24 protein-coding genes are annotated in these 24,216 nt (G+C 74.1%); 12 read left to right on the top strand and 12 right to left on the bottom strand.

Annotation, left to right across the window (positions count from 1 at the left end):
* The first annotated feature begins 281 nt into the window (after positions 1-281).
* Together AC1050_RS02000 and AC1050_RS01995 are read left to right on the top strand one after the other, a co-directional pair.
* Positions 282-2,801, top strand: coding sequence for a cellulase family glycosylhydrolase (locus AC1050_RS02000; protein WP_482385706.1), 2,520 nt, complete (start codon positions 282-284; stop codon positions 2,799-2,801).
* A gap of 125 nt (positions 2,802-2,926) precedes the next feature.
* Positions 2,927-3,280, top strand: coding sequence for a hypothetical protein (locus AC1050_RS01995; RefSeq protein WP_482385705.1), 354 nt, complete (start codon positions 2,927-2,929; stop codon positions 3,278-3,280).
* A gap of 80 nt (positions 3,281-3,360) precedes the next feature.
* Here AC1050_RS01995 and AC1050_RS01990 read toward each other — a convergent pair whose 3' ends face one another.
* From AC1050_RS01990 to AC1050_RS01970, 5 genes are all read right to left on the bottom strand, one after another.
* Positions 3,361-3,936 (bottom strand): DinB family protein, encoded by a 576-nt coding sequence (locus AC1050_RS01990; protein WP_482385704.1) that lies wholly within the window; start codon positions 3,934-3,936, stop codon positions 3,361-3,363.
* A gap of 369 nt (positions 3,937-4,305) precedes the next feature.
* Positions 4,306-4,569, bottom strand: a complete 264-nt coding sequence (locus AC1050_RS01985; RefSeq protein ID WP_482385703.1) for a hypothetical protein — start codon at positions 4,567-4,569, stop codon at positions 4,306-4,308.
* Positions 4,570-5,050: 481 nt separating this feature from the next.
* Positions 5,051-5,653 carry a GNAT family N-acetyltransferase gene (locus tag AC1050_RS01980; RefSeq protein WP_482385702.1) on the bottom strand — a complete coding sequence of 201 codons (603 nt, stop codon included), beginning with the start codon at positions 5,651-5,653 and terminating at the stop codon, positions 5,051-5,053.
* Positions 5,654-5,908: 255 nt separating this feature from the next.
* On the bottom strand, positions 5,909-6,382 hold the full coding sequence (locus tag AC1050_RS01975; RefSeq protein ID WP_482385701.1) for a hypothetical protein: 474 nt from the start codon (positions 6,380-6,382) through the stop codon (positions 5,909-5,911).
* 1,139 nt (positions 6,383-7,521) lie between these two features.
* Complete coding sequence (locus tag AC1050_RS01970) at positions 7,522-8,499, bottom strand: zinc-binding dehydrogenase (RefSeq protein ID WP_482387222.1); 978 nt, start codon at positions 8,497-8,499, stop codon at positions 7,522-7,524.
* Positions 8,500-9,008: 509 nt separating this feature from the next.
* On the opposite strand from AC1050_RS01970, the gene AC1050_RS01965 reads away from it, so the two are divergent.
* A complete protein-coding gene (locus AC1050_RS01965; protein ID WP_482385700.1) occupies positions 9,009-9,710 on the top strand; it encodes a type 1 glutamine amidotransferase domain-containing protein in 702 nt (233 codons plus the stop codon).
* Positions 9,711-9,713: 3 nt separating this feature from the next.
* Here the strand turns inward: AC1050_RS01965 and AC1050_RS01960 are convergent, their stop codons facing one another.
* On the bottom strand, positions 9,714-10,610 hold the full coding sequence (locus AC1050_RS01960) for a LysR family transcriptional regulator (RefSeq protein ID WP_482385699.1): 897 nt from the start codon (positions 10,608-10,610) through the stop codon (positions 9,714-9,716).
* Positions 10,611-10,905: 295 nt separating this feature from the next.
* Between AC1050_RS01960 and AC1050_RS01955 the strand changes: the two genes are divergently transcribed.
* From AC1050_RS01955 to AC1050_RS01935, 5 genes are all read left to right on the top strand, one after another.
* Positions 10,906-11,913 carry a Gfo/Idh/MocA family protein gene (locus tag AC1050_RS01955; RefSeq protein ID WP_482385698.1) on the top strand — a complete coding sequence of 336 codons (1,008 nt, stop codon included), beginning with the start codon at positions 10,906-10,908 and terminating at the stop codon, positions 11,911-11,913.
* 233 nt (positions 11,914-12,146) lie between these two features.
* On the top strand, positions 12,147-13,196 hold the full coding sequence (locus tag AC1050_RS01950) for a hypothetical protein (protein WP_482385697.1): 1,050 nt from the start codon (positions 12,147-12,149) through the stop codon (positions 13,194-13,196).
* A gap of 1 nt (position 13,197) precedes the next feature.
* Positions 13,198-14,865, top strand: a complete 1,668-nt coding sequence (locus AC1050_RS01945) for an efflux RND transporter periplasmic adaptor subunit (RefSeq protein ID WP_482385696.1) — start codon at positions 13,198-13,200, stop codon at positions 14,863-14,865.
* 20 nt (positions 14,866-14,885) lie between these two features.
* The gene (locus AC1050_RS01940; RefSeq protein WP_482387221.1) at positions 14,886-15,596 is read left to right on the top strand and encodes an ABC transporter ATP-binding protein; all 711 of its coding nucleotides are present in this window, start codon (positions 14,886-14,888) and stop codon (positions 15,594-15,596) included.
* Positions 15,593-16,840 (top strand): ABC transporter permease, encoded by a 1,248-nt coding sequence (locus AC1050_RS01935; protein WP_482385695.1) that lies wholly within the window; start codon positions 15,593-15,595, stop codon positions 16,838-16,840. The genes AC1050_RS01940 and AC1050_RS01935 overlap by 4 nt, the downstream gene beginning before the upstream one ends.
* 55 nt (positions 16,841-16,895) lie before the next feature.
* Here the strand turns inward: AC1050_RS01935 and AC1050_RS01930 are convergent, their stop codons facing one another.
* Entirely contained in the window at positions 16,896-17,339 is a 444-nt protein-coding gene (locus tag AC1050_RS01930; RefSeq protein ID WP_482385694.1) for a nitroreductase/quinone reductase family protein, read from the bottom strand.
* A complete protein-coding gene (locus tag AC1050_RS01925) occupies positions 17,332-18,123 on the bottom strand; it encodes an SDR family oxidoreductase (RefSeq protein WP_482385693.1) in 792 nt (263 codons plus the stop codon). The genes AC1050_RS01930 and AC1050_RS01925 overlap by 8 nt, the downstream gene beginning before the upstream one ends.
* Positions 18,124-18,235: 112 nt before the next feature.
* On the opposite strand from AC1050_RS01925, the gene AC1050_RS01920 reads away from it, so the two are divergent.
* Positions 18,236-18,922, top strand: a complete 687-nt coding sequence (locus AC1050_RS01920) for a TetR/AcrR family transcriptional regulator (RefSeq protein ID WP_482387220.1) — start codon at positions 18,236-18,238, stop codon at positions 18,920-18,922.
* Here AC1050_RS01920 and AC1050_RS01915 read toward each other — a convergent pair.
* From AC1050_RS01915 to AC1050_RS01905, 3 genes are all read right to left on the bottom strand, one after another.
* Positions 18,851-19,705 (bottom strand): dienelactone hydrolase family protein, encoded by an 855-nt coding sequence (locus tag AC1050_RS01915; RefSeq protein WP_482385692.1) that lies wholly within the window; start codon positions 19,703-19,705, stop codon positions 18,851-18,853. The two genes, AC1050_RS01920 and AC1050_RS01915, sit on opposite strands and share 72 nt — an antisense overlap.
* A 178-nt stretch (positions 19,706-19,883) precedes the next feature.
* Positions 19,884-20,858, bottom strand: a complete 975-nt coding sequence (locus AC1050_RS01910; RefSeq protein ID WP_482385691.1) for a phosphotransferase enzyme family protein — start codon at positions 20,856-20,858, stop codon at positions 19,884-19,886.
* Between the two features lie 132 nt (positions 20,859-20,990).
* The gene (locus AC1050_RS01905) at positions 20,991-21,680 is read right to left on the bottom strand and encodes an SDR family oxidoreductase (RefSeq protein ID WP_482385690.1); all 690 of its coding nucleotides are present in this window, start codon (positions 21,678-21,680) and stop codon (positions 20,991-20,993) included.
* 66 nt (positions 21,681-21,746) lie between these two features.
* On the opposite strand from AC1050_RS01905, the gene AC1050_RS01900 reads away from it, so the two are divergent.
* Positions 21,747-22,139 carry a MerR family transcriptional regulator gene (locus AC1050_RS01900; RefSeq protein ID WP_482385689.1) on the top strand — a complete coding sequence of 131 codons (393 nt, stop codon included), beginning with the start codon at positions 21,747-21,749 and terminating at the stop codon, positions 22,137-22,139.
* Positions 22,140-22,190: 51 nt separating this feature from the next.
* On the opposite strand, the gene AC1050_RS01895 is transcribed toward AC1050_RS01900, so the two are convergent.
* Positions 22,191-22,838 (bottom strand): HAD family hydrolase, encoded by a 648-nt coding sequence (locus AC1050_RS01895; protein WP_482385688.1) that lies wholly within the window; start codon positions 22,836-22,838, stop codon positions 22,191-22,193.
* A gap of 140 nt (positions 22,839-22,978) precedes the next feature.
* Between AC1050_RS01895 and AC1050_RS01890 the strand changes: the two genes are divergently transcribed.
* Positions 22,979-23,554 carry a SigE family RNA polymerase sigma factor gene (locus tag AC1050_RS01890; protein WP_482385687.1) on the top strand — a complete coding sequence of 192 codons (576 nt, stop codon included), beginning with the start codon at positions 22,979-22,981 and terminating at the stop codon, positions 23,552-23,554.
* The gene (locus tag AC1050_RS01885; protein ID WP_482385686.1) at positions 23,551-24,177 is read left to right on the top strand and encodes a hypothetical protein; all 627 of its coding nucleotides are present in this window, start codon (positions 23,551-23,553) and stop codon (positions 24,175-24,177) included. The genes AC1050_RS01890 and AC1050_RS01885 overlap by 4 nt, the downstream gene beginning before the upstream one ends.
* Positions 24,178-24,216: the final 39 nt, after the last annotated feature.

Raw genomic sequence — 24,216 nt, 5'->3', positions numbered from 1 at the left:
GGCGCCGGATCCACGTCCCCCGTCGCCTCGGAACGGGACGGGCCTGCCGCACCTCGCGCACCCGCCGGGACGTGCCGGGGCCACCCTCCACCGCCCTCCTCGTCACCCGCGGTTCCCCTCAGGTCGCGCGCGCAGCGGCCGACGTGACGTCCGACGGCTCGTCGCCGCCGCGCTCAGGAGGACCACCCATGCACCGACCGCTCGACCACGCCCGCGACCGCCGAGTCCCCACGGCCGCGGGGCGGGGGCGGTGGCGCACCGGCCCACGAGCCCGCGCCGCCGTGGCCGGCGTCGTCCTCGCGGGCCTGAGCGCCACCCTCGTGCTGACCCTCGACGGAGCGCTGACGGCGGCCGGCGCCGCTCCCGAGAACGCGCAGGCCACCGCGAGCCAGGTCGCAGAGGGTGGACGGGGCCCGACGACGCCCGGAGCCACGTCGTCCGGTGCCGCTGCGGATGTCGTGCCCGTGGCTCCCGTGCCGTTGACGGTGCCGGACGTCCTCGAGCCGGGGACGACGACGACGGTGCCGGTCCCGGACGTACCGGACGGCGCCACCGGGGTCCTGCTGGACCTCACCGTCACGCAGCTCCTGCCGGCGGGGGACCCCTGCGACCCTGCGTCCTGCCCGGACGGGGCGTCGGCGTCCCCGCGGTCCGGTCACGCCTCGGCGGTCGAGGTCGTGCTCAGCGGCCCGGACCGCGACCAGGTGATCCTGTCCGCAGGACGTGATCCGGTGCGGGTCGAGGTCCGGCCGCACGGCTTCGTCGTCGGCCCCGTCGCCGACGGTCCCTTCATCATCGAGTGCGACATCTACCTGGATGGCCCCGGGGCCACACCGGAGCCGTCGCCGGACCCCGCGCCAGGGCCGACGGAGACAGCCGAGGACCGGTCGCTCCAGGTGTCGGGCACGGTGCTGCGCGATGCCGGCGGCACCGGGGAGGTCGTCGACCTCCGGGGCACCAACCTCGGGGGGTGGTTGCTGCAGGAGGGGTGGATGTCACCGGCCGGCGAAGCGCCCCTCGCGCGGACCGGGTGGACCGCGTCGGCGGACGCGACCGGGTGGGGAGACTGGCCCGAACGCGCACTCGACGGCGACCCGTCCACCCGGTGGTCCAGCGGTCGCGAGCAGACCGTCGGGCTGACCTTCACCGTCGACCTCGGAGCGGCGCGCACCTTCGACGAGGTGTCCTTCGACGCGGGGTCGAGCACCGGCGACGTCCCGCCCGGGTTCGTCGTGCGGGCGTCACACGACGGCACCTCCTGGTGGGACGTCGGGTGGGGCCGTGGCTCCGGGCAGAAGACGGTCGTGCACACCGACTACCAGACGGCCCGCTACATCCAGGTCGCGATCACGGAGGCCGACCGGGAGCGGCGGTGGTGGTCGATCAGCGAGTTCCACGCGTACGTGTCGGACGAGTACAACACCCGCCGCGTGCTCGCCGAGCGCTTCGGGACCACGGTGGCCGACTCGCTGATCGCCGGCTACCAGGACGCGTGGATCCAGGAGTCCGACCTGGACGTGATCCGCGGTCTGGGCATGAACATGGTGCGCGTCCCCGTCGACTGGCAGGTCCTCATGCGACCGGACGGGACGATGCGGCCGGACCAGGAGGCCTTCGCGCGTCTGGACTGGCTCCTCGCCGAGGCCGGCGAGCGGGGGATCTACGTCGTCATCGATCTGCACGGGGCTCCGGGGGCCGCGTGCCCGTGGCACTCCTGCGGCCGGGCCGGGTCCAACGCGCTGTGGTCCGACGCCGTCCTGCAGGAGCGGACGGTGCGCATCTGGCAGCGCATCGCCGCCCGCTACGTCGGGGAACCGACGGTCGCGGCCTACGATCTGCTCAACGAGCCGCTCGTCACCATGGGTGCGGGAGAGTCCGCGGAGCAGACCCGCCAGAAGTTCGACCTGTACGACCGGCTCTACGACGCCGTCCGGGCGGTCGACCCGGACCACGTCATCGTCGTCGCCGCCTTCTACACGTGGGAGAACGCCCTGCCGCCGTCCGCCTACGGGTGGACCAACGTGGTGTACCAGACGCACCACTACCGGTCCTGGGCGACCGGTGACCACGCCGCGATGCAGCAGTTCGTCGACGAGGAGCTGGCCCGGCTCTCGCACTACCGCGCGCTCTGGCAGGTGCCGGTCTACGCGGGGGAGTTCCACATGGGGGAGTTCGACGACCTCTACCACCGGTGGCTCGGCGGGCTGAACGGGATCCACGCCGCGTGGACCACCTGGACGTACAAGGTGCGAGTCGGTGGCCACTGGGGCCTCTTCCAGGAGAACACCAGTCCCGTTCCGGACCTCGCCGGCGACGCACCCGAGACGATCGCCGCGAAGTGGGCACGCTTCGCCACCTCCGGCTTCGTCCCCAACACACGGCTGCAGGACGTCCTGCGGGCCGCCACGGCGCCACGGGCGACGCCTACCGTTCCGAGCACGATCCAGGCCGAGGGCTACGTGCAGGTGGGTGGCCTGCAGTCGGAGCCCACCACGGACGGCGGCGGCGTGAACATGGGCTGGACCGAACCGGGGGACTTCGTCGAGTACGACGTCATCGCCCCCCGGGCAGGGGAGTACCGCGTGACGCTGCGCGTCGCGAGCCCGGGTGGCTCACCCGGCGCACTCCACGTCGTCTCGCCGACGTCGAGCTCGCCGGTCTCCGTTCCCGCCTCGGGTGGGTGGCAGAGCTGGACGGACGTCGCCACGACCGTGCGGCTCGGCGCCGGGATCCAGCGGATCCGGCTGCAGGTCGACGGCTCCGGGTGGAACCTCAACTGGCTCCGGATCGAACCGGTGTGACCGCGCACGTGAGTGCTCGGCGCCGCACGGCTCGTCACGATCGGCGCTCTCACAGGCTGGGACGCGCCGCGGGGGTACGCCGGGCAGGTGCGAGAGTGCGGCCACCCAGGTGAGAGAGGCAAACCATGCCGAAGACGGTGATCCACGTGTTCCACGACGACGACGACTCCGTGGTCGTGGGAACCCGGGTGGCGCAGCGGATCCTCGAGGTCGCACTGGACCAGGGCGTGGAGCTCGAGGTGTTCTGCTTCGGCCCCGCGCAGCGTCGGATCGGCCGGGGTGCAGGTGAAGCCGACGCGACGTTCGACCGGCAGCTCGACGAGCTGCTGGCCGCCGGCGTCGTCGTCGGAGCATGCGTCAACTCGGCGCGCGCGGACGGCGTCGAGGCCGACCTGGACGCCCGGGGGTTCCGGCTGCGGGTCGCGCGCGACGAGCTGCTGCGGTTCACCCTGGAGGGCGCGACCGTCGTCACGTTCTGAGGCGTCACCGGTCGCGCTCGTCTCGTGCTCGTTGACGGTGACGGAGCCGGACACGTCGAGGTGAGTATCACCGCGCCAGGTCACCCACGGCGGGCCGCTGCGCGCGCTGCGGCCTCCACGCGCGATCGGTGTGCCGCCCAGTCCGCGACGGTCGACGTCACGGGGTCGGCACCGCGTGCCTCGTCCAGCTGCTCGCGCACGATGTCTGCGTGACCGGCGTGGCGGTTGGTCTCGGTCAGCACGTGGACCATGACGTTGAACAGCATCACGTCGGGCTGCGGCCACCACGGGACCACGCCCGGGGTGTCGACGGGCAGCGCCTCGATGGTGGCGTCCGCGTGCGCGCACGCCCGGCGGTACGCGGCGACGATGTCGCCGCGCAGCTCGTGCTCGGTGGCCCAGAGACTGTCGCGGTTGGCGTAGCCCGGGTCGTCGAACTTCGGGATCCGCTCGGGATAGGGACGGCCGAAGACGTCGCCCAGGTAGCGCGCCTCGGACAGCGTCAGGTGCTTCACCAGTCCGAGCAGGTTGGTGCCCGTCCTCGTGAGGGGCCGCCGCACGTCGTACTCGGAGAGCCCGTCGACGCTGCTTAGGAGCGACCTCCGCACGTCACGCAGGTCGTCGTGAAGGTACGCCTTCGCGAACTCGTCGATCATCGGCCGAGCATCCCACCGCGCGCATCGTCGGTCACGGTCACGGTCATGGCCACGGGCTCCCGACGACGCGTGATCGGGGCTCTCGCACCCGGGCAGCACTCGTTCGGCGAAGAGCCGATAATGAGCGTTATGTCAGATCGTAGTATGCGTATAGCTCCGACCTGCAGCAACACACCGCGACGCTGCCTCAGCCAATCGGGCCGCGTACACGCGCCAGTCATCGGGACGGTCGTCCATCGCCGCAGCGTCGCTGGGGTCCGGGGAGTTGGGCATGTCCCGGGCTTCACGTTCCTCGCCGCGTGGCCGGGATGGTGTGCGCGCCGACCCCGGGCTGCACGTGCACGAGCACCTGCGGCCGGTGGCCCGTGGTCAGACCCGGCCCTGTCGAGGGCCGGCCGCGTCGTCACCCGCTCGGGGCGCTTCTCGCCGCCGCCGCATGACTAGGCCGGCGCCCTGGCCGATCGCTGCGACGACAAACGCCGCTGACGCCGCCCAGGCCCCTGACCCTGCGCCACGCGAGGCCTGCACCGCGAGCACCACCGCTGCAACGACGAACACCACCACCGACGCGCGGAGCGTGAGCAACCAGCCGGGTGTCAGCTCCGGCGTCGAACGCATCCCCTCGGTCGGCATGCCGCGAGTGTGGCACCGGCGTCCGCCCGGCGCGCGGCGGCGACGTCAACCCACCGATTCGTCTGGCTCAGCACGGACGGGCGACAGTTCCTGCTGGACGGGGCAGTCCGCGTGACCCCGCTCACGCGGCGTCGAGTACGACCAATCCTGATACGCAGAGGTGCCAGTAGTAGGTTGCGTGTCGCTGGAGTGGTACGACCGATCGTGACAAGCCGAGGTGCCAGTAGAACTCTGCGCGGGCACTCTCCTGCGCGTCCCTGACAGCCTGCCGCGTGCGACGACACGCACGACGCAGTCCGCGTGAAGCGGCTCAGGCCCAGGCAGTCCTCGCGATCCCCGCGGATGAGCATGTGGGAACGCATGACACCTTCCTGCTGCATGCCGAGCTTGCGCAGCACTCGCTGGGACCCGAGCTTGTGTCACGCTCGCCGAAGGACTCAAGGGACAGCTGCACAGCAGGACCATCCCGGACCCTGGATGACTAGAGATCCCCGGCGAACCCGCGCTCGACATCGCGAGTCGAGGTCCCGGCGTCGGCAGCGACCTCGTAGATGATCTCCAGGCCGTCCTCGTCGTCCCACTGCTCCCCCACGGCGGTGAACCCGTACTGCACGGCTAGGTCACCGGAAGCGGTGTTCCCCGGAGCGATGGTGACCCGCACCCCACGCACCGTCGGCTCATCCCGAGCTCGCTGGAGCAGCGCCTCGAGTGCCGCACGGGCGTAGCCACGGCGACGATGCGCGGGATCGACCGCGTACCCGATCTCCACCATGCCGTCGGCATCCGGCGGTCCGTGGAAGCCGGCGCGACCGGCGGGCAGAGACTGGTCCTCGTCCCAGATGACGCCGGTGACCCAGCCCGTGCTGGCGGGGTCCCGACGAGCCTGCTCGCTCCGCCTCGCCCACACGCTGCGCCAGTCGGGTCCGGCGAAGTACGCGGTCAACCGGACAGGGCTGCACGACTCGGCACGGGCGAGGTCACCGGCGGCCAGAGCGTCGAACACCGCGCCTGTCAGATGGACGATGCGGACCCGGGGGCCGCGGCGACCGGGAGCGATCTCGGGAGAGGTCTCGTCGGTGGGCACGGGCATGCTCTCCACACGTCGGCTAGAGGGTCAGCGTTGTGGAGCGAACGATACGGCGGTATTCGACGCCGCTGGTTGTGTAGCGATCGAGGACATGACCGCTGCAGGCGCCTGAGTCACGCAGGTCCGGTGCGTCTCGTGGCGAGGCTCCGGAAGCGCGATCAGCGGGAGTAAGACCGATCTCGATACGCAGAGGTGCCAGTAGTGGAGTGCACACCGCTCATGACTGCGACGTCACACCCTCGCCTGCCGCACCTACGACGACGCCTCCGCGTCGTCGTAGCCGTCGGGCGTGAGGTTCCCCGTCAGGTCGCTGGCGATCCCCCGCAGCCGGTCGGCGTCGTCGGGGTCGGCGCCGCCGTCGCGCTGGAGACCGACACGCATGGTGAGCTCGTCTCCCGACCAGGTGGCGTACAGCTCTGATCCGGCCGCGTCGAAGGCGGTGTCCTGGCAGATGCCGCCGGTGGCACCCTCGACCTGCAGCGGTTGGGGCGTCGCGCATCCCTCGGCCCACCGAGCGACGGCCGCCGAGGCGTCGTCGTCCAGGGTGCGGGTGACGGTCACCGTGAGGGCGGTCCCGACCGCGGTCGTCCATCGACAACCAAGCAGGTCGGGGGCGTCTGTGAGCGGGATGGTGGCATCGGTGGGGTCGTTGACCGCGTCACCGAGAGCCTCGCGGACCGTGGCCGTGCCCACGAAGCTGCACGCCACGGGCTGCGCGGAGCGCACAGGATCTGGTTCCGTGCCGGTGCAGGAGCTCAGCGTCGTGACACAGGCCGTGGCGGCGACGAGCGGACGCAGAACCGCCCGCCAGTGACGCATGGACGCTTTCGGACGGGTGTTGGTCCCAGTACGGCGCACGGTACGGATCGACGTGCTCCCCTCAATGTGTGGCCACCGGACGCAGCCGAGGCCGAGCGCCCGCGGCACGGACGGGAGGGATCAGGTCCCCCGGGCACGCGATGCTACGAGGCCCGACGTGCGGCGGCCACCGCGGCGCACGCAGGTTCGCTGCTCGCCACGCACGGAGTGCGACCGAGCGAGATCCGCGGAGGTGCCGGGGACCGGGTGCGACCTGTCGTGATCCGCAGACGTGCCTGTAGCAGCCTGAGCGTCCTGGTGAGCAGCGGTCCACTCCCTCCTCCCCCGATGAGTGCGACCGACCGGATGAGGCAGGGAGCCAGCAGCCGGCCACGCGCGCCTCGAGGTTCCCCAGCGCACGCGGGGTCGACAGCGGGGACCACCGCCGCAGCATGCGGATGATCACCGTCCGAGACGGAGCCCTGACGGCCATAACGCGGATCACATCGACGCGCGGCATCCCCCGCCACGACTGCCTCCGCATCGCGTCACGGCGGCACCGCGCTCGATGCGCTCAGTCACGGGTACGCGACTGGGTACCTCGCTCCGCGCGTCCTGTTCCTGCTCGGCGCCGTCGTGACGGCGCTCGCCGCGAACGCTCGAGCCCCGGAGGTCGCCGTCGGCCAGGCCGCGCCCGCTCTGGTGAGCCGGTGATCCTCCGAGTCCTCGCTCAGCTGCGCCCCTCACGCCGCCCCTCCGGCGCGCACGATTACGACCAGGCCTGATACGCGGAGGCGCCAGTCGCGCTGTGCGCACTGCCTGTGAGCGGGTCCGGAAGATCCTGGATGTGCTCGATCCCGCCACCCGGAGGAAAGCCGAGGAGCTCGCGGGCCGTGCCCGGGTGGACGCTCCCCGGTCCGCCTCCCGCTCGATCAGGTCCGCACCTTTCGGTGTGCGTCTCCGGGTGGACGGGCACGCCCGGCCTACGTCATCTCGCTCGGCCCGTCGCTAGCCGGTGCCGTCCTGGCGCTCCCGGCCTGCTGAACGGCGAGTCCGCGCGGCCAGGGCTACGGGCGCAGCAGGATCTTCCCGCTGCGGCCCGCGACGAAGTTCGCCGCGCTGGCCTCTCGAGCCTCGTCGAAAGAGTAGATCTTCTCGACCGGAAGGGTCAGCGAGCCGTCGCCGATGCGCGCGACCAGCTCGCTGAGCAGGGTGGCTCGCTTGGCGCCGTCCATGGCTCCCATGACCTTGCTGCCCCAGAAGCCGGACACCGAGATGCTCTTGAAGATGATGGGGCCGGACGCGATCTCCATGACGGGCGAGCTCATCGCCCCGAAGACCACGAGCCGCCCGTTCTCGGCCAGGAGCGACACGATGTCACCGGCGGCCGATCCGCCGACCGAGTCGACGCCGACGGCGATCGGAGCCCCGGAGGTGATCTCGGTGGCCGCCTCGCGCCATCCGTCGGCGTCGGTGGCGACGACGTCGCCGATGCCGTGGGCCTTGAGCTCGTCGACTCCGGCGGCGCGGCGCACCAGACCGAGCACCTTGATCCCTCGCGCCGCGGCGAGCTGGGCCACGAGGCGGCCGACAGCCCCGTTGGCCGCGTTCTGCACCAGCCAGTCGCCCTCGGCGAGGTCGAGCGTGTCGAGCAGGCTGATCGCGCTGAACGGCATCGACACGAGCTGCGCGGCGGCTTCATCCGGCAGCGAGTCACCCACGGGGATCAGCGAAGCGGCCTCGGCGACGAAGTACTCGGCCCAGACACCGAAGGTCCCGCCGGTGGCGACCCGCTGGCCGACCTCGAGCGCCGTCACGCCCTCGCCGAGGGCGTCGACGACACCGACGGCCTCGGTTCCTGCGCGGGCGGGGAGCTCGGGCTTGAACCCGTAGGTTCCCCGTACCGTCCACAGGTCGTGGTTGTGGACAGGGCTCAGGAGCGTGCGCACGCGCACCTCACCGACCCCCGGCTGCGGGGTGGGGACGTCGTCGACGACCAGTACCTCGGTCGGCTCTCCGAACTCGTGATGGACAACAGCGCGCATGGTGTTCTCGACTTTCTGCATCTGATGCAGTGGTAGGCGATGACTGCGGTCGGACGAGGGGAGGTCGCCGCGGGCTCGTGCCTCGCGGAGGAACCGCTTCCCGGCCGACCGCGGCGGACCGGGTACCGGTCGTCGCCAGGGAGAAGAACGGTCGTCGTGCGAGCATCTATTCCGATTGCCGGAGGCAACTTCGTGGGCGGAACCGCCGCGGAGCGCCAGGTGCGGGAGCGGCGAGCGCCACCGCCACCCCTCTCCCCCGAGTTCCTGCCCGGGGGACAGCGGCGTCGCCGGTCGCGCACCCGTCATGCCGCCTCCTGCGGTCGGGACCGAATGAGCTGATCCGGGACGACCAGAGGGGAACGTCGCCCACAGGGCGCCGAGGCGCATCCCCCTGGCCGACGCCGGTCGCGAGCGATCTGGCTGCGCAGCGGTACCAGCAGACGCCTGTGATGACGGCACGCAAGTTTGCCGATGACCCCAGGCCGGGCCGGGCGTGCAGGCTCGGCCGCATGACACGCATCCTGATGATCGTCACCGCCGCAGACGCGCTGACTCTGGCCGACGGCTCGACCCATGCCACCGGGTTCTGGGCGGAGGAGCTGGTGGTGGCCCACCGCGCGCTGTCCGCCGCGGGTCACGAGGTCGTCCTCGCGACGCCGGGCGGTCGCCGTGCGCCGGTCGATCCCGGTTCGCTCGACGCGGCCGTCGTCGGCGACGAGAGCAAGGTCGAGGAGTTCGCCCGGTACCTCCGCACGATCGAGGCGCAGCTGGAGCGCCCCGCGGATCTCGCCGCGCTCGACGCGGCCGCGTTCCACGCGGTGGTGCTGCCCGGCGGGCACGGGCCCATGGCCGACCTCGCCGGCGACCCGGTGGTGGGTGCCGCGCTGGTCGCCGCCGACGACGCGGGCCGTGTCGTCGCGCCGTTCTGCCACGGTCCCGCGGCGCTCCTGAGCGCGACCCGGCCGGACGGGACGTTCGCGTTCGCGGGCCGCCGGTTGACGGTGTTCACCAACGAGGAGGAGACCTCGGGCGGCCTCGGGGCCGGCACTCCGTGGTTCGTCGCGGACGCGCTGACCGAGCGCGGCGCCGTGGTCGAGTCCGCCGCGCCCTGGAGCAGCCACGTCGTCGTCGACGGCAACCTCGTCAGCGGGCAGAACCCGCAGTCGAGCGACGAGGTCGCAACCGCTGTCCTGAGGCTCCTCGCCGCCTGAGCGTCACACCCCGGCCGCCGTGATCCGCGCGATCGCGGCGGCCAGGTCGCGCACGCTCCGGCTCGCCTCTGCCCGCCCTGACCGCGTCACCAGGTACAGGGTGTTGAGGGGGGCCACCTCCGGCCGGTGCAGCTCCACGAGCGAACCTGCCGCGAGCTGCTCCCCCACCAGGTACCGGGGCAGCACCGACATGCCGGCGCCACCGACGACGGCCGCGCGGACGGCGCGCAGGTCCGGCACCACGGCGGCCGTGGTCGCGATGTCGGGCCGGCGAGCGAAGACGGACCGCCAGTACCGGCGGACGATGGGCAGGTTCTCGGCGTAGGCCACGACCGGGATGCGCTCGAGCACGTCGACGGCTCCGTCGCCCTCCACGAGCGCCTGCGCCCAGCGCGGCGCGCCGACGAGGACGAACTCCTCGTCGGTGACCGGTGAGCCGCTCAGTCCCTGGACGCGCGGTCGCACCGAGCTGAGGACGATGTCGAGCTCGCCGACGCGCAGCTCCTCGAGCAGGTCGTCAGCCACGCCCAGGTGCAGGCGCACCGGGGCGCCGGCCGCCGCCACGAGCTCGGACACGTGCGGCGCCAGCACCTCGCCGACGACCTCCGCGGCACCGCCCACGTGCATGACGGTGCCGGCGTCGCCGGAGAGCTCGACCAGGTCGTCCAGCGCGTCGAGGTGCCGGGCGGCCTGCTGCGCGAGCACCGTCGCCCGCGCCGTGGCGACCACGCCCGTGGGCGTCCGGTCGAACAGCACGTAGCCGAGCCGCCCTTCGAGCGCCCGCACGTGACCGGACGCGGTGGGCTGCGAGATACCCAGCAGCCGCGCGGCGTCGCTGACCGAGCCGGCCCGGTAGGCGGTCACGAACGTCCGCAGGTGCTCGAGGTTCTGGGCTGCCACGGTCGCATGCTCGCACGAACCAGGCCACGGACATGGCGCCGTGAGCCGGTGCGCCAGCTGCGGCGCCGCCGCCGTGACGACGACCTGCGCGATCGCTGGCGCGCGAGCGATGGCGCACCACCGGTCCCAGGGGGCGGTGGTGCCTCCCCTCCCTCCGCGCCCCCGCAGCGACCACCTCCGAGGGCTCCGGCGAGGTCCCGCGCCCCCGGTCCGACGGGGACGCGCGAACGGCCGCTGCCGGTATCGTCCGTGGCGAGTCCCCGCAGTGCCGCCCGAGAGATCCGGACCGACGACGATGACGACGACCCGCTGGGCGGTCCTGGGGACGGGGCAGATCGCACGCACGTTCCTCGCCTCGCTCGCCGGGGCGGACGACGCCCGTGTCGTGGCCGTGGGCAGCTCGGACGGCACGCGTGCGCGGCGGTTCGCCGCGGAGCACGGGGTCCCGGGCGCGGGGACCTACGCCGAGGTCCTGGGCGACACCGACGTGGATGCGGTCTACATCGGCACGGTGCACACCACGCACGCCGCGCTGACGGTGCAGGCGCTGCGCGCCGGCAAGCCCGTGCTCTGCGAGAAGCCGCTCGGGCTCGACGCGGCGCAGACAGCGACCGTGACGGCCGCGGCCGAGGCGGCCGGCCTCCCGGTCGTCGAGGCGTACAAGTACCGCTTCAGCCCGTTCACCGACGCGCTGCGCCTGGCCGTCCTCGAGGGACGCATCGGTCGCGTCCGGTCCGTGCGCGCGAGCTTCGGGTTCACGGCGCCGACCCGTTCGGGGCGTCTGTTCGACCCGGCGTCCGCCGGTGGCGCCGTGTACGACGTCGGTGGCTACCCCGTCTCGCTCGCGGTGGCCGTCGCCCGCTGGTTCGGGGTCTCCCCCGAGGCGCTGACGGTGACCACGGCCGACGGCAGGCTCGCGCGCCGCACGGGCGTGGAGACGCACGCCCGTGCCCTGGTCACCGGGCCGGGTTTCGACGCGCGGGTCGAGGCAGCCATCACCCGCGACCTGACGCGGGCGGTCGACATCGAGGGCGACCGGGGCAGCATCCACGCCGACCAGGGATGGGGTTCCGGCCGGGCGTCCGCGCGCTCCTTCGAGATCCGGACGGGCGCCTCCACGGAGCAGGTCGAGGTGCCCGTCGTGGACCCGTTCCTGGTGGAGGCGCGCGCGCTGGCCGTCGCAGCGGCGGCCGGTCACCTCGAGGACGCGCGGATGCCGTGGGGCGACAGCACCGCCACCGCCCGGCTGCTCGCCCGGTGGCGGTCGGACCTCCGCGCGACGGCAGACCAGCAGCGCGACTGACGCCGGCCGCACGCCGCCCGGGCCGTCCGCCCGACGGAGGACGGATCCGCGTCGCCGATCCACCCCCGGGCGGACGCAGCCCGCCCCGCCACGCCCCTACCGTCCCTGGTGGACGCACAGCATCCGCACAGGTCACGTGCCGGAACGCCCACGCGGGAGCGGTCGTCCGCGCCATGCTGGGCGGGCGCCGTCGCACGGGCAGTCGACGGTGCCACCGACGAAGGGGCCACCCGATGACCACCACCCGATCCTCCCGTGCCGCGGCCGCGGCAGCCGCGTTCGCGGTCCTCGCGCTCGCCGGGTGCTCGAGCAGCGACGGGGGTGGCACGGCGTCCGCCTCGGACGAGTGGACCCCCGGCCCGCTCGACGAGTACCTGGCGCAGATCCACGGGTACAGCCTGGACGACGACCGGACCGAGGAGGAGCTGCAGGCCGAGTCCGACCGGCAGAACCGCCAGGTCGAGGAGCTGGTCGCCGCCTGCATGCAGGACGAGGGCTTCGACTACACGCCCGCCGAGTCGAGCGGCGGCACCGTCAGCTCGGACGACCTCGACGTCGAGTGGGGCACGCGGGAGTTCGCCGAGCAGTACGGGTACGGGATCAGCACCGACCCGTGGGGCTCCCCGGACGACGCGGAGGCCGACGAGTGGGTGGACCCGAACCAGGAGTACATCGAGCAGATGTCCGAGAGCGAGCTCGCGGCCTGGTCCGAGGCGCTGAACGGCCCGCCGGTCGAGGGCGACGGCGAGCAGGAGTACGACTGGACCACGGCCGGCTGCTACGGCGCGGCGCAGCACGAGGTGTACGAGGGCGGCGTCGACTCCGACGAGTTCGCCGGCATCGAGGACGAGCTGGACCGGTTCCTGGAGGCCTCGGGGACCGACCCGCAGGTGGTGGCCCTCGACGAGGCGTGGTCCTCGTGCATGGCCGACGAGGGCTACGACGGGCTGACCGGGGTGTACGCCGCCCAGGACGCGCTCTACACGGAGTACAACGCCCTGCAGGGCTGGGACGACCCGGAGTACGCGGCGCTGAGCGAGTCGTGGGACTGGGAGGCCGAGCCGGAGGGCCCGCCGGCGCCCGAGGTCGACGAGGCCGCGGTCGCGGCGTTCACCGAGAAGGAGATCGGCCAGGCGGTCGCCGACGTCGACTGCCAGGAGGAGGTGGACTTCACCGCCGAGCGCATGCGGATCGACCACGAGCTGCAGCAGGGGTTCGTCGACCAGCACGCCGACGAGCTCGAGGCGTGGGCCACCGCCGCCACCGCCGCCCGGGAGCAGTGACGTGACCGCTGGGAACGACCTCGTCCCGACCGGCTCCGCGCCGGAGCCCGAGCCGCGCCGCTCCTGGCGGACCGGCAACCGCACCCTCGCCGTGCTCGCGGGCGTCGCCGCCGTCAGCCTCGTGGCCGGGCTGGGCCTGTCCCGCCTGGTGCTGAACCCCGCCGAGGCGGCGGCCCGCACCGCGCCGCCCGAGGCCGGGCCGATCACCGTGCCGGTGGAGAGCCGCGAGCTGAGCAACGACGTGACCTTCCGTGGCGACGTCGTGTTCGACGACGCCGTGGACCTGCGGGTCGAGACCGCCGACCTGGGCGAGCGCGCCGTCGTCACGGGCCAGGTGCCTGCGGTCGGCGCGACGCTCGACGCGGGCTCCGTGGCCCTGGAGATCGCCGGCCGCCCCGTCCTGGTGCTGCCCGGCGGGCTGCCGACGTACCGCACGCTGGGTCTCGGGGTGTCCGGGCCGGACGTCCTGCAGCTGAAGGCCGCGCTCGGCGCCCTGGGCATCGGCGTCGGCGACGCGACCTCCGACGTCTACGACACCGCGACGGCCGTGGGGGTCACCGAGCTGTACCGGCGCGCGGGGTACCCCGTGCCGCAGCCCTCGGACGAGGCGTCCGAGGCCGTGACCGCCGCCGAGCGCGCCGTGCGGTCCGGGGAGGCGGAGGTCAGCGCGGCCGAGGGCGCCCTGGCGGCCGCGGGCGGCGGCTCGGGCGGCGCGCAGGTGGCCGCGGCGGACGCCGCCGTCCGGTCCGCCGAGCGCGCGGTGACCGTCGCCCAGGTCGAGCTGGACAGCTGCGCCGCGGAGGGCTGCACCGCCGGGGAGAGCGCGCGACGGCAGGCGGCGGTCGACGACGCCCGGGACGCCGTCGGCGTCGCGCAGGCCGAGCGCGCCGCGCTCGACGCGGCACCGGACACCTCCGGCGAGCGCGCCTCGTTGACCGCCGCGCGCGACGGCCTGGCCGACGCCCGGGAGGCGCTCCAGGACGCCCGCGAGGACACGGTCGTGGCGCTCCCCGCGAGCGAGGTCGTGTTCCTCGAGACGCTGCCCCGGCGGGTGGACGCGGTGTCCGTGCGCCGCGGCGGCACCGTCGAGGGGTCCGTCATGAGCGTGTCCGGCGCCACCCTCCAGGTCGTCGCGACGGCCGACCGCGCCGACGCCGGGCTGCTCGCCGTCGGCGCGACCGGCACCGCGGTGCTGGACGACCAGGAGTTCGGCGTGACGGTCAGCGCGATCGACGCCGGCACCGCGGGCGGCGGGGCGGCCGGCGGCGGTTCCGAGGGGTCCGAGGAGGGCTCCGGCGAGGGCGCGTCCGGCACCGGCCGGTCGACCGTCACCCTGCTGCCGGGCGAGCTCACGCCCGAGCAGGTCGCGGCGCTCCAGGGCGCCAACGTCCGGGTCCGCATCCCCGTGTCGTCGACCGCCGGCTCCGTGCTCGCCGTGCCGCTGGCGGCGCTCACCGCCGGGCCGGGCGGCGAGTCGCGCGTCGAGGTCATGGGTGAGGACGGGACGACGGCGCTCGTCGAGGTCGAGACCGGCCTCGCGGCCGGCGGCTACGTGGAGGTCTCCCCCGCCGGCGGGTCGGCTCTCGCGGAGGGCGACCTCGTGGTCATCGGGGCGACCGGCGCCGACGACGCGGGCGACGCCCCCGGCGACGAGGACGCGGACGCGTGACGGCCGTCGACGCGCCCGCCGTGGCCCTCCTCGGTGCCGGTGAGGGCTCGGGCGGGGTGCCGCCCGTCGTCGAGCTCCGGGGCGTCACCCGCGCGTTCCCGGGCGACCCGCCCGTGGTCGCGCTGCTGCCGAGCGACCTGCGGGTCGAGCGGGGCGACTACCTGTCGGTCGTCGGTCCCTCGGGCTCCGGCAAGTCGACGCTGCTGCACCTGCTCGGCCTGCTGGACCGGCCGACGGGCGGCGAGTACCTCCTCGACGGCGAGCCGACGTCCGAGGCGACCGAGGCGCGCCGCACCGCGCTGCGCGGCGGGAGGATCGGGTTCGTGTTCCAGCAGTTCCACCTGCTGCCCCACCGCACCGTGCTCGACAACGTCCTGCTCGCCACGCTGTACAGCGGGGTGCCCCGGGCCGAGCGGCGCGCCCGGGCGCTGGCCGCGCTCGACCGCGTGCACCTGGGGCACCGGCTCCGGTTCCTGCCCACGACGCTGTCCGGCGGCGAGCGGCAGCGGGTCGCCGTCGCCCGCGCCGTCGTCGCGTCGCCCGGCGTCCTCCTGGCCGACGAGCCCACCGGCAACCTGGACACCCACAACTCCGCGGAGGTGCTCGACCTGTTCGACGAGCTGCACGCCGACGGGCTCACGCTCGTGGTCATCACCCACGACGACGTCGTGTCCGCCCGCGCCCGGCGCCGGGTGCGGATCGCCGACGGCCGGCTGACGGAGCTCGCGTGAGCGCGCCGGTCCTCGACACCCCGCGTGCCGACCGGTTCGGCCTGCGCGACCTCGCCACCGAGGCCGCCGCGGGGATCGACGCCCGACCCGGGCGCCTGTTCCTGACCATCCTCGGCACGGTGCTCGGCATCGCGTCGGTGGTCGTCACCGTCGGCCTCGCCCAGACCGCGGCGGGGCAGATCGCCAGCCGGTTCGACGCCGTCGCCGCCACCCAGGCCATGGCGTCCGCCAGCACGACCCGCGGCGCCGACGGCGAGCAGCGGGCCGCCGCGCCCCTGCCGTGGGACGCGCCGGAGCGCGCCGAGCGCCTCGCGGGCGTCGAGTCCGCGGGGCTCGTCGCGGCCGTCGACGTGGCGGGCGCCGCCGTCACCGCGGTGCCGGTCAACGACCCCTCCGCACCGGCGACGACGTCCGTCGCCGTGCTCGCGGGCTCGGGCGACCTGCTCGACGCCGTCCGCGGCGAGGTCGTCACCGGGCGCTTCTTCGACGCGGGGCACGACGCGCGCGCCGACCGGGTCGCGGTGCTGGGGGTGCGCGCCGCCGAGCGGCTCGGCGTCTCCCGGGTCGACCGGCAGCCCTCGGTGTTCATCGGCGACCGGTCCTACACCGTCGTCGGGATCGTCGACGGCATGCAGCGCCGGACCGACCTGCGCGACGCGGTCGTCCTCCCCCTCGGCACCGCGCGGGCGGACTTCGGCCTGGTCGCACCCGACGAGCTGCACCTGCGGATCGCCGTGGGCGCCGGTCCCGTCGTCGGGGACCAGGTCCCGGTGGCCCTGTCCCCCAACACCCCGGAGACGGTCACGATGCAGGTGCCGGGCGGGTCCGGCGGGGTGCGCGACGACGTCCAGGCGGACATCAGCACGATCTTCCTCGCGCTCGGCGGCGTCGCGCTGCTCATCGGCGGCCTCGGGATCGCGAACGTCACGCTGCTGTCCGTGATGGAGCGGGTGGGGGAGATCGGTCTGCGCCGGGCGCTCGGCGCGCGGCGCCGGGACATCGCGGCGCAGTTCATGCTGGAGTCGGCGACCGTCGGCCTGCTCGGCGGCATGGTCGGTGCGGCGCTCGGCGTGGCGGTCGTCGTCCTCGTGTCCGCCGCCCAGTCCTGGACGCCGATCCTGCATCTCGGGGTCGTGCTGCTGTCCGCCGCCGGGGGCGGGGTCATCGGCCTGCTCGCGGGCGTCTACCCGGCGCTCAAGGCGGCGCGGGTCGAGCCGATCGCCGCCCTGCGCGGCGGGGTGTAGCCGCGCCGGTGCCCGGGACGTGGCCGGGCACCGGGCGGCACGGCCTCCTGCGGTCCTACCCGTCGCCGGGCAGCAGCGACGGGTCGTCCAGGTCGATCCGCACCAGCGGGCTCCCGGCGATCCAGTCGTCGGCCGAGCCGATCACGTCCTGCACGCCGCCGCGGTTGTCCGGGTGCCGCAGCTCGTCGACGATCTCGCGGAGCACCCGCTCGCGCTCGGCCGGATCGGTGACCACCACACCGGTGGCCGGCAGGTCGGCCCGCACGCCGTTCTTCAGGTGCACGACGATCCTCGGGTCGGCGACGATGTTGGCGTACCAGTCCCGCCGCGCCGGTGCCGTGCTCAGGTACAGCTCGTCGCCGGCCCGGTAGAACCAGATCTCGATCCTGCGCGGGCGCCCGGAACGGGCTCCCGTCGTCGTGAGGTCGATCGTGCGTGCCGCAGCGCTCGACCACCGGTCGAGGGACAGCGCCGCCTCGACGGCACGGGGATCAGGCATCGACGGTCTCCCCCGCCCGCATCGCCGGTCCCAGCAGCAGGCCCCCGTCGACGACGAACTCGGCACCGGTGACGAACCCCGCCTCGCGGGACGTCAGCCACAGCAGCATGTCGGTCACCTCGCGCGGCTCGGCCAGGCGCGGGACCGCGAAGGCGCCGGGCGAGTAGACGTCGGCGATCGCGGTGTCGGACCCGGGCACCGGCTCGTGGATGAACGGCGTGGAGACCACGCCCGGGTGCACCGAGTTCACCCGGATGCCGTCTCGACCCAGCTCCAGCGCGGCGGTGCGTGTCAGGCCACGGACCGCCCACTTGGCGGCGGTGTAGGGCGCGAAGAGCGCGGTGCCGACGTTGCCCATCGTCGAGACGATGTTGACGACGGACCCACCTCCGGCACGGCGGAGCGACGGGGCCACCGTCCGGATCCCGAGGAAGGCACCGGTGGCGTTGACGGCGATCGCGCGCGCCCAGTCGGCCGGGTCGGTGTGCTCGATCGGCGCCGGTGGCGTCTGCAGGCCCGCGTTGTTCACGAGGACGGAGACGGGACCGAACTCCGCCTCCGCTGCCTCGACCGCCCGCGACCAGTGGTCGGGCTCGGTGACGTCCAGGTGGACGAACACCGCTCGGCCCCCGAGCTCGTCGGCCAGTGCCTCCCCCGCGTCGTCCCGCCGGGCCGCGACGACGACGCGTGCGCCCTCGGCGTGGTAGCCGCGGACGTGGGACTCGCCCATCCCGCCCGTGGCTCCCGTGATCAGGACGACGTCCTCGCTGTAGCGCGTTCCCATGCTGATCCCCTCCACGTGCTGCGAGTCATCTGACTCGCAGCACGATCGTGCACCCGCCTCGTGAGGCGAGTCAAGCGACTCGCCCGTTGGGTACGCTGGGCCGGTGCCGGGTATGTCGTCGTTCCACCAGCGCGTCGCCGCCGACAAGCGGGCCGCGATCCTCGCCGCTGCCACCACGCTGTTCGGGACGCAGGGGTTCGCCCGTACCTCGCTCACGCAGGTCGCCACGGCCGCGCAGGTGTCGAAGTCCACGCTGTTCAAGCAGTTCCCGACCAAGGACTCGCTCTTCGACGCGATCGTCGGAGACGTGTGGACGCCCAGGACGCATGCCACCGCGGACCTCGACCCCGCCGACCCGGAGGCGGGCATCCGCGCGCTCGGGACGGTGTACGCCGACCTGCTGCGCCGTCCGGGGATGGCCGATCTGTTCCGCCTGGTGATCAGCGAGGCACCGTCGTCCCCCGAGCTCGGCCGCCGGCAGTTCGACCTCGGCAAGATGCCGTTCTTCGAGGAGGTGCGTCGCTACCTCGAGGCGGCCGACCGCGCCGGGACCCTGGCTGTCGAGGACGCCACCATGGCAGCGACGCAGATGATGGGGATGATCTCGAACTTCGTGCTCTGGCCGCGGATGTTCCTGGTCGACTGGGATCCCGGGACGGATGCGGTCGCCCGCGCCGTCGAGGAGGCGGCGCTCACCATGACCGCCCGGTACCGGACGCACGAGCGGTCAGGTCACGTCGGCGTCCGGGGCGGCACCGCCCACGGCGCGGTCGCCCGGAACACCTCCCCGACCGGCTGAGCTGCCGGCGACGGACGGTCCGCTGGACGGCGACGCGGGGGCGGGACCGGCCGCCTCGGGCTCGCGCAGGTGCCGGCCGAAGAACCGGCACGTGTCCTCCAGCTCGAACGCGGGCGTGCCGAGGTGCCCGCCCCGGTTGGCGTGCAGCGTCTTCTCCGCGCTGGTGAAGGCGTCGAACAGGTCGAACGCCCGTTGCCGCGGGTTCCCCGCGTCGTCCCACTGCAGCAGCAGGAGCACCGGCGCGGTCACCTGCCGGGCCTCGTCGCGCTGGGCGCGCGGTACGAAGCCTCCGGCGAAGAGGCACGTGGCGGCGATGCGTGGCTCGGCGACGGTCAGCCGGATGCCGAGGGCCGCCCACCCGGAGTACCCCACGCGCCCGTCCAGCTCCGGCAGCAGCAGCAGATCGCCCAGGACGGCCCGCCACTCCGGGGCCGCGTCGTGCACGAGCGGGCCGACCAGGGACTCGAGGATCTCGTCCACCGGCTCGCCGACCTGCAGGGCCCGGCGCAGGTCGGCGCCGGCCTGCTCGAGGGCGACGGAACGGCTCCGGCCACCGCACCCCGCCGCGTCGATCGACGCGACCGCGTAGCCGTGCTCGCCGGCCGTGTACCGCGCTCTGGCCACCAGCCGGGCGTCCGACCGGGGCAGGCCGTTGTTGTGCGCCATCAGGACGAGCGGAGCGGGCGTGGCACGAGGTGTCCACACCGTGCCGGGGATGTCACCGACGGTGAACTCGCGTTCGACGACGCCGTCGTCCAGGTGGTGCTCGGAGGTGAATCGCATGGTCGTGCCTCTCGGGAGCGATCGTGGGTGGTGCTCCCGGGCGACCTATCGCCCGACCATGACCCCGGCAGGGAGCACCCATGTCGACACGGCGTTCACGGGTACCACCTCCTCGTCCTCTCACACGGCTCTCGGAAGGTAGCGGCGGTTCCGCCGCCGGCACAACGCCTTTGTGTCGTCACGCGTCGCGCTCGACCGCCGCGGCCCAGCCGGCCGGGTCGTCGCCCGCCGGGACGTGGCGCAGGCCCTCTGCGAGCAGCGCGGCCTCGAGCCACCGCTCCTCCAGCGCCGTCAGCACGGCCACGTCGCGGTACCCGTCGACCAGGTTCCGGCGGGCGCCGGGCGGCGGCGGGTCCCAGGTGCGGAACTGCGTCGCGATCGTCGCGGCCCCGCGCGCCAGGTCGAGCACCCGGTGCCCGAGCCCCATGGCGTCGTGGTCGATCAGCACCGCCGCTCCGTCGTCCGCGACGAGCACGTTCGCCCCCCGGACGTCACCGTGCACGAGCGCCGGGGTGACGTCGAGATCCGGGAGGTCACGCAGCAACGCGTCCAGCCGGGCCGCCGCCCGGGGTGCGCGGGCCCGCACGGCGGAGGTGCGCGGCAGGGCCCGGACCGGCCGCGGGTCGGCGGCCCCGAGCACGGCGGGCGGCACCGGTCCCGGCAACGCGACGTCGATCCCGGCGAGGGCACGGTGCATCCGGGCCAGCGCCGATCCGGTCGCCCGCACCGCGGCGGCGTCACCGGGATCGAGCGCCGCACCCTGGACGAACGGCATGACCAGCGCCGACAGCCTCACCGGCCCGGACAGCACCACGCGGTGGCTGCCGTCCCGTGCGGGCACGGGCGCGGCCACGGGCAGGCCTCCGCCACCGAGGCGGGCGACGACGTCGGCGACCACGGCGAGCCGCGCGAACTGCGCCTCGGCGGCGCACGCCTTCACCACGAACGACCCGGCGGCGCCGTGCACCCACGCCAGGAGGTTCTGGTCGCTCAGGACCAGGCGCTCGCACGTGGTGCGCAGGCCCCAGTGGTCCGCGAGCGCGGCGACGAGGTGCGCGGCTGCCGCGGCGGCGTCGGTGAAGCCGAACCGTCGCGCGAGCGCCGCACGAGGTTCGACGGGCTCCCACAGCATGGTCACCGGCGGCTCCTCCACGGCGCCGACCCTAGCCCCGCCCTGACGTCCACGTCCGCGTTCCGACGGCCCTGGTCGGCGGAATCCCGGGGCCACCCGTGGGCCCGGCGAGCTGCTGCGCGCGCGAGCCGCTCGCCGGACCCGGCAGCCGCCTCAGGCGGTCAGCAAGCGGTCGTAGAACGCGCGCGGGTCCTCGGCCAGCGACGCCTTGACCATCGCGCTCCACTCGTCGACGACGACCTCGAGCGCCCCCGCCTCGACGGCGTCGAGGGTCCTGCGGGCGACCACGGCCGGGTCCGTCTTCGGCCCCTCGACGCCGTGGGCCATGTCCGTGTCCGCCAGGCCGAGGTGCACGGAGGTGACCTGCGTGCCCTGGCCGGCCAGCTCCAGACGCAGGGCGTTGCTCATGTTCCAGTTCGCGGCCTTGGACACCGCGTACGCGCCGGCGCCCGGGGCGGCGAACCAGGACAGCGCGGAGGCGACGTTGACGACGGTCCCGCCGCCGTTGGCGGCGAGGACGGGCGCGAAGGCCCGGACCATCGACAGCGTGCCCCAGAAGTTCACGTCCATCTCGGCGCGCACGCCCGACAGGTCGCCGAGCAGCTGGGCGCCGGTCGAGATGCCGGCGTTGTTCACCAGCAGGTCGACGTCGCCGGCCAGGGCGGCGGCCGCGGCCACGGCGTCGGGGTCGGTGATGTCCAGGGCGATCGGCCGGACACCCGGGAGGTCGATCGTGGCGGGCTCGCGGGCGGCGGCGTAGACGGTCGCGCCCCGGGCGAGCAGCTCGGCGGCGAAGTGGTGGCCGAGGCCGCGGTTGGCCCCGGTGATCAGTGCGGTTGTCATGTCTGGCACGCTAGGACCTGACGTTGACGTCAGGGTCAAGTCCAGGGCGAGCGGTCGGGGGAACGGGTGCGCATCGGAGAGGTCGCCGCGCAGGCGGGCGTGAGCGTGCGGGCGCTGCGCTACTACGAGGAGCAGGGGCTGCTGACCGCGGAGCGCACCGCGAGCGGGCAGCGCCGGTACGCGCCCGAGGCGGTCGACCGGGTCCGGTTCATCCAGAACCTCTACGCGGCCGGGCTCGGCAGCAAGGCCGTCCTGCGGATCCTGCCGTGCATGGAGCACGGCGGGCTGACCGACGAGATGCACGAGCGGCTGCTCGCCGAGCGCGCGCGGGTGCAGGCCCAGCTCGAGGACCTGACCGCGACGCGCGACAAGCTCGACGAGGTCATCCGGCTGGGGCAGGCGCACCGCGCGGGTCGCACCGAGCGTGCGGGGCACGACGGACGTGCCCTCGCGTCCTGACGAGGCAGGGCCGGCGTCAGCCGCTTCCCGGGGTGGACCGACGGCCTCCGTCTACCGACCTCGGCCCTGACCGCCGGCGAGCAGCGCCTGCGACAGCTCCGAGAGGGAGGCGAGCTCGAGGTCCGCGACGTCGTCGTCGACCGGCTCGTGCAGCAGGGCCCACGGCCCACGCCGCAGCCAGGCGGTGCGCAGACCCGCCGCACGTGCCGGCCGGATGTCGTTGTCGAGGCGGTCGCCCACGTGCAGCACCTGGTGCGGGGGAACCCCTGACGCGACGACGACGCGCTCGAAGAACTCCGGCGACGGCTTCGCGACACCCCACGTCGCGGACGTGGCGATGAAGTCGACGTCCGCACCCGCGGAGCGCAGGGCCTGCTCCGCTCCCCCGGGCTGGTTCCCCGCGATCCCGACGACCAGACCGGCGGCGCGCGCGCTCCGCAGGCACTCCAGGGCATCGGGGTACAGGTCCTCCGGGCCGATGTCCGGCGCCGAGGCCGGCGGCGCCACCCCGAGGAGCTCCCACGCCAGGCGATGATCGCCACCACGACTGATCACCGCCCCGATCGCGGCCATGAGCGTGAACGGGGTGACGCCCGCGGCCCGCGCCAGGTCGCCCCACGCCCGGGACTCGTCGACGAGGGTCTCGCCGACGTCGAGGACGACGGCGCGGAGGTCGGTGGGCACTCGTGCTGTCGTCACGGCAGCAGCCTGCCGCACGGGCGGGGTCCGGCGAACGACGCGACCCGCGTCCAGAGCGACTCACGGCGGCTCCGCGCTCGCCGATGCAACCATTCGGTGCCCTGGACCCGTCTGATGGGCATGAACGGATGGAGTACCAGATGAGATCGGACGACGAGTTCCGGGCCTGGGCGCAGCACAACCGTGCGCTGCTGGTCCGCACCGCCACGCTGCTCACGGCGGGCGACGCGCACACCGCCGAGGACGTGGTGCAGACCGCGCTGACCAAGATGTACCTCGCCTGGCCACGGCTGCGGGGGGTGCAGGACCGCACGGCGTACGCCCGACGGGTCCTGGTCAACGCCTTCACCGACGAGATGCGCTCGACGCGGCGGCAGCGGGAGGACCTCCGGCCGCAGCTGCCGGACCGGGCGGTCGCCGGCGCGGGGACCGACGAGGACTCCCGCCTGCTGTACCAGGCGCTCGCCGAGCTGCCGGAGCGCATGCGCGCGACGGTGGTGCTGCGCTACTTCCACGACCTGAGCGTCGCGGACACGGCACGGGCGCTGCGCTGCACCCCCGGCACGGTCAAGAGCCAGACCGCACGGGCCCTCGACAAGCTGCAGGTCCGGCTGGGACCCGCCCTGGTCGGGGACGACCCGCCGACGCCCCCACCACCCACCACCGCCGTCCCCACCGTCTTCCGTACCGCCGTCCCCGCGAGGAGCCAGTCGTGAGCGATCTGAACACCCTGATGTCCCGTGCCACCGCCGACGTCGCGACCACCCCGTCCCCGGCGATCCTGGACGCCGACGTGAGCCGCGGGCAGCGGGCGCGACGCCGGCGCAACCGGATCGTCGGCTCCGGCGTCGGCGGCGCCTTCGCGGTCACCGCCGCCGTCGGCATCGGGTTCACCTCGTCCGCGGTCCCGGCCGCGGCCGTCGAGCTCGTCGCCTACACCGAGCAGCAGCCCGCCGGGTTCACGATCGAGGAGGTCCCCGAGGGCTGGCACGTGCTGTCCTCCGACGCGGGCAGCCTCGTGCTGGCCGACGGCGACGACACCGGAGCCGACCCCGCCTCCTTCGAGGGCCGCATCGTGGCGACGCTGGTCGGCGACGAGTCCCTGCCGGCCTCGCTGGAGGCGCAGGAGTTCACCGTCGACGGCGACCGCACGCTGGTCTACGAGATGCTCGGGGCCGACGGCGAGCCCGGCGGGACCCTCGGGGTCTTCGTGCCCGAGGGCGACGGCGGCTACCTCTCGGTGCAGCTGCCGCCGGAGCTCGGCTGGAGCGGCGAGACCGCGGCGCAGTTCGCCGGCGGGCTGGACGTCACCGGGAGCGCCGAGCCGACGCGCGGCTGACGAGCACCGGGGCGGCGCGGGAGGAGGGTCCCGCGCCGC

It is taken from the genome of Cellulomonas sp. NEAU-ZC6, from assembly GCF_056844425.1.
The sequence above is the reverse complement of the archived record's forward strand: the minus strand, read 5'-3'. Positions and strand labels throughout refer to the sequence as shown.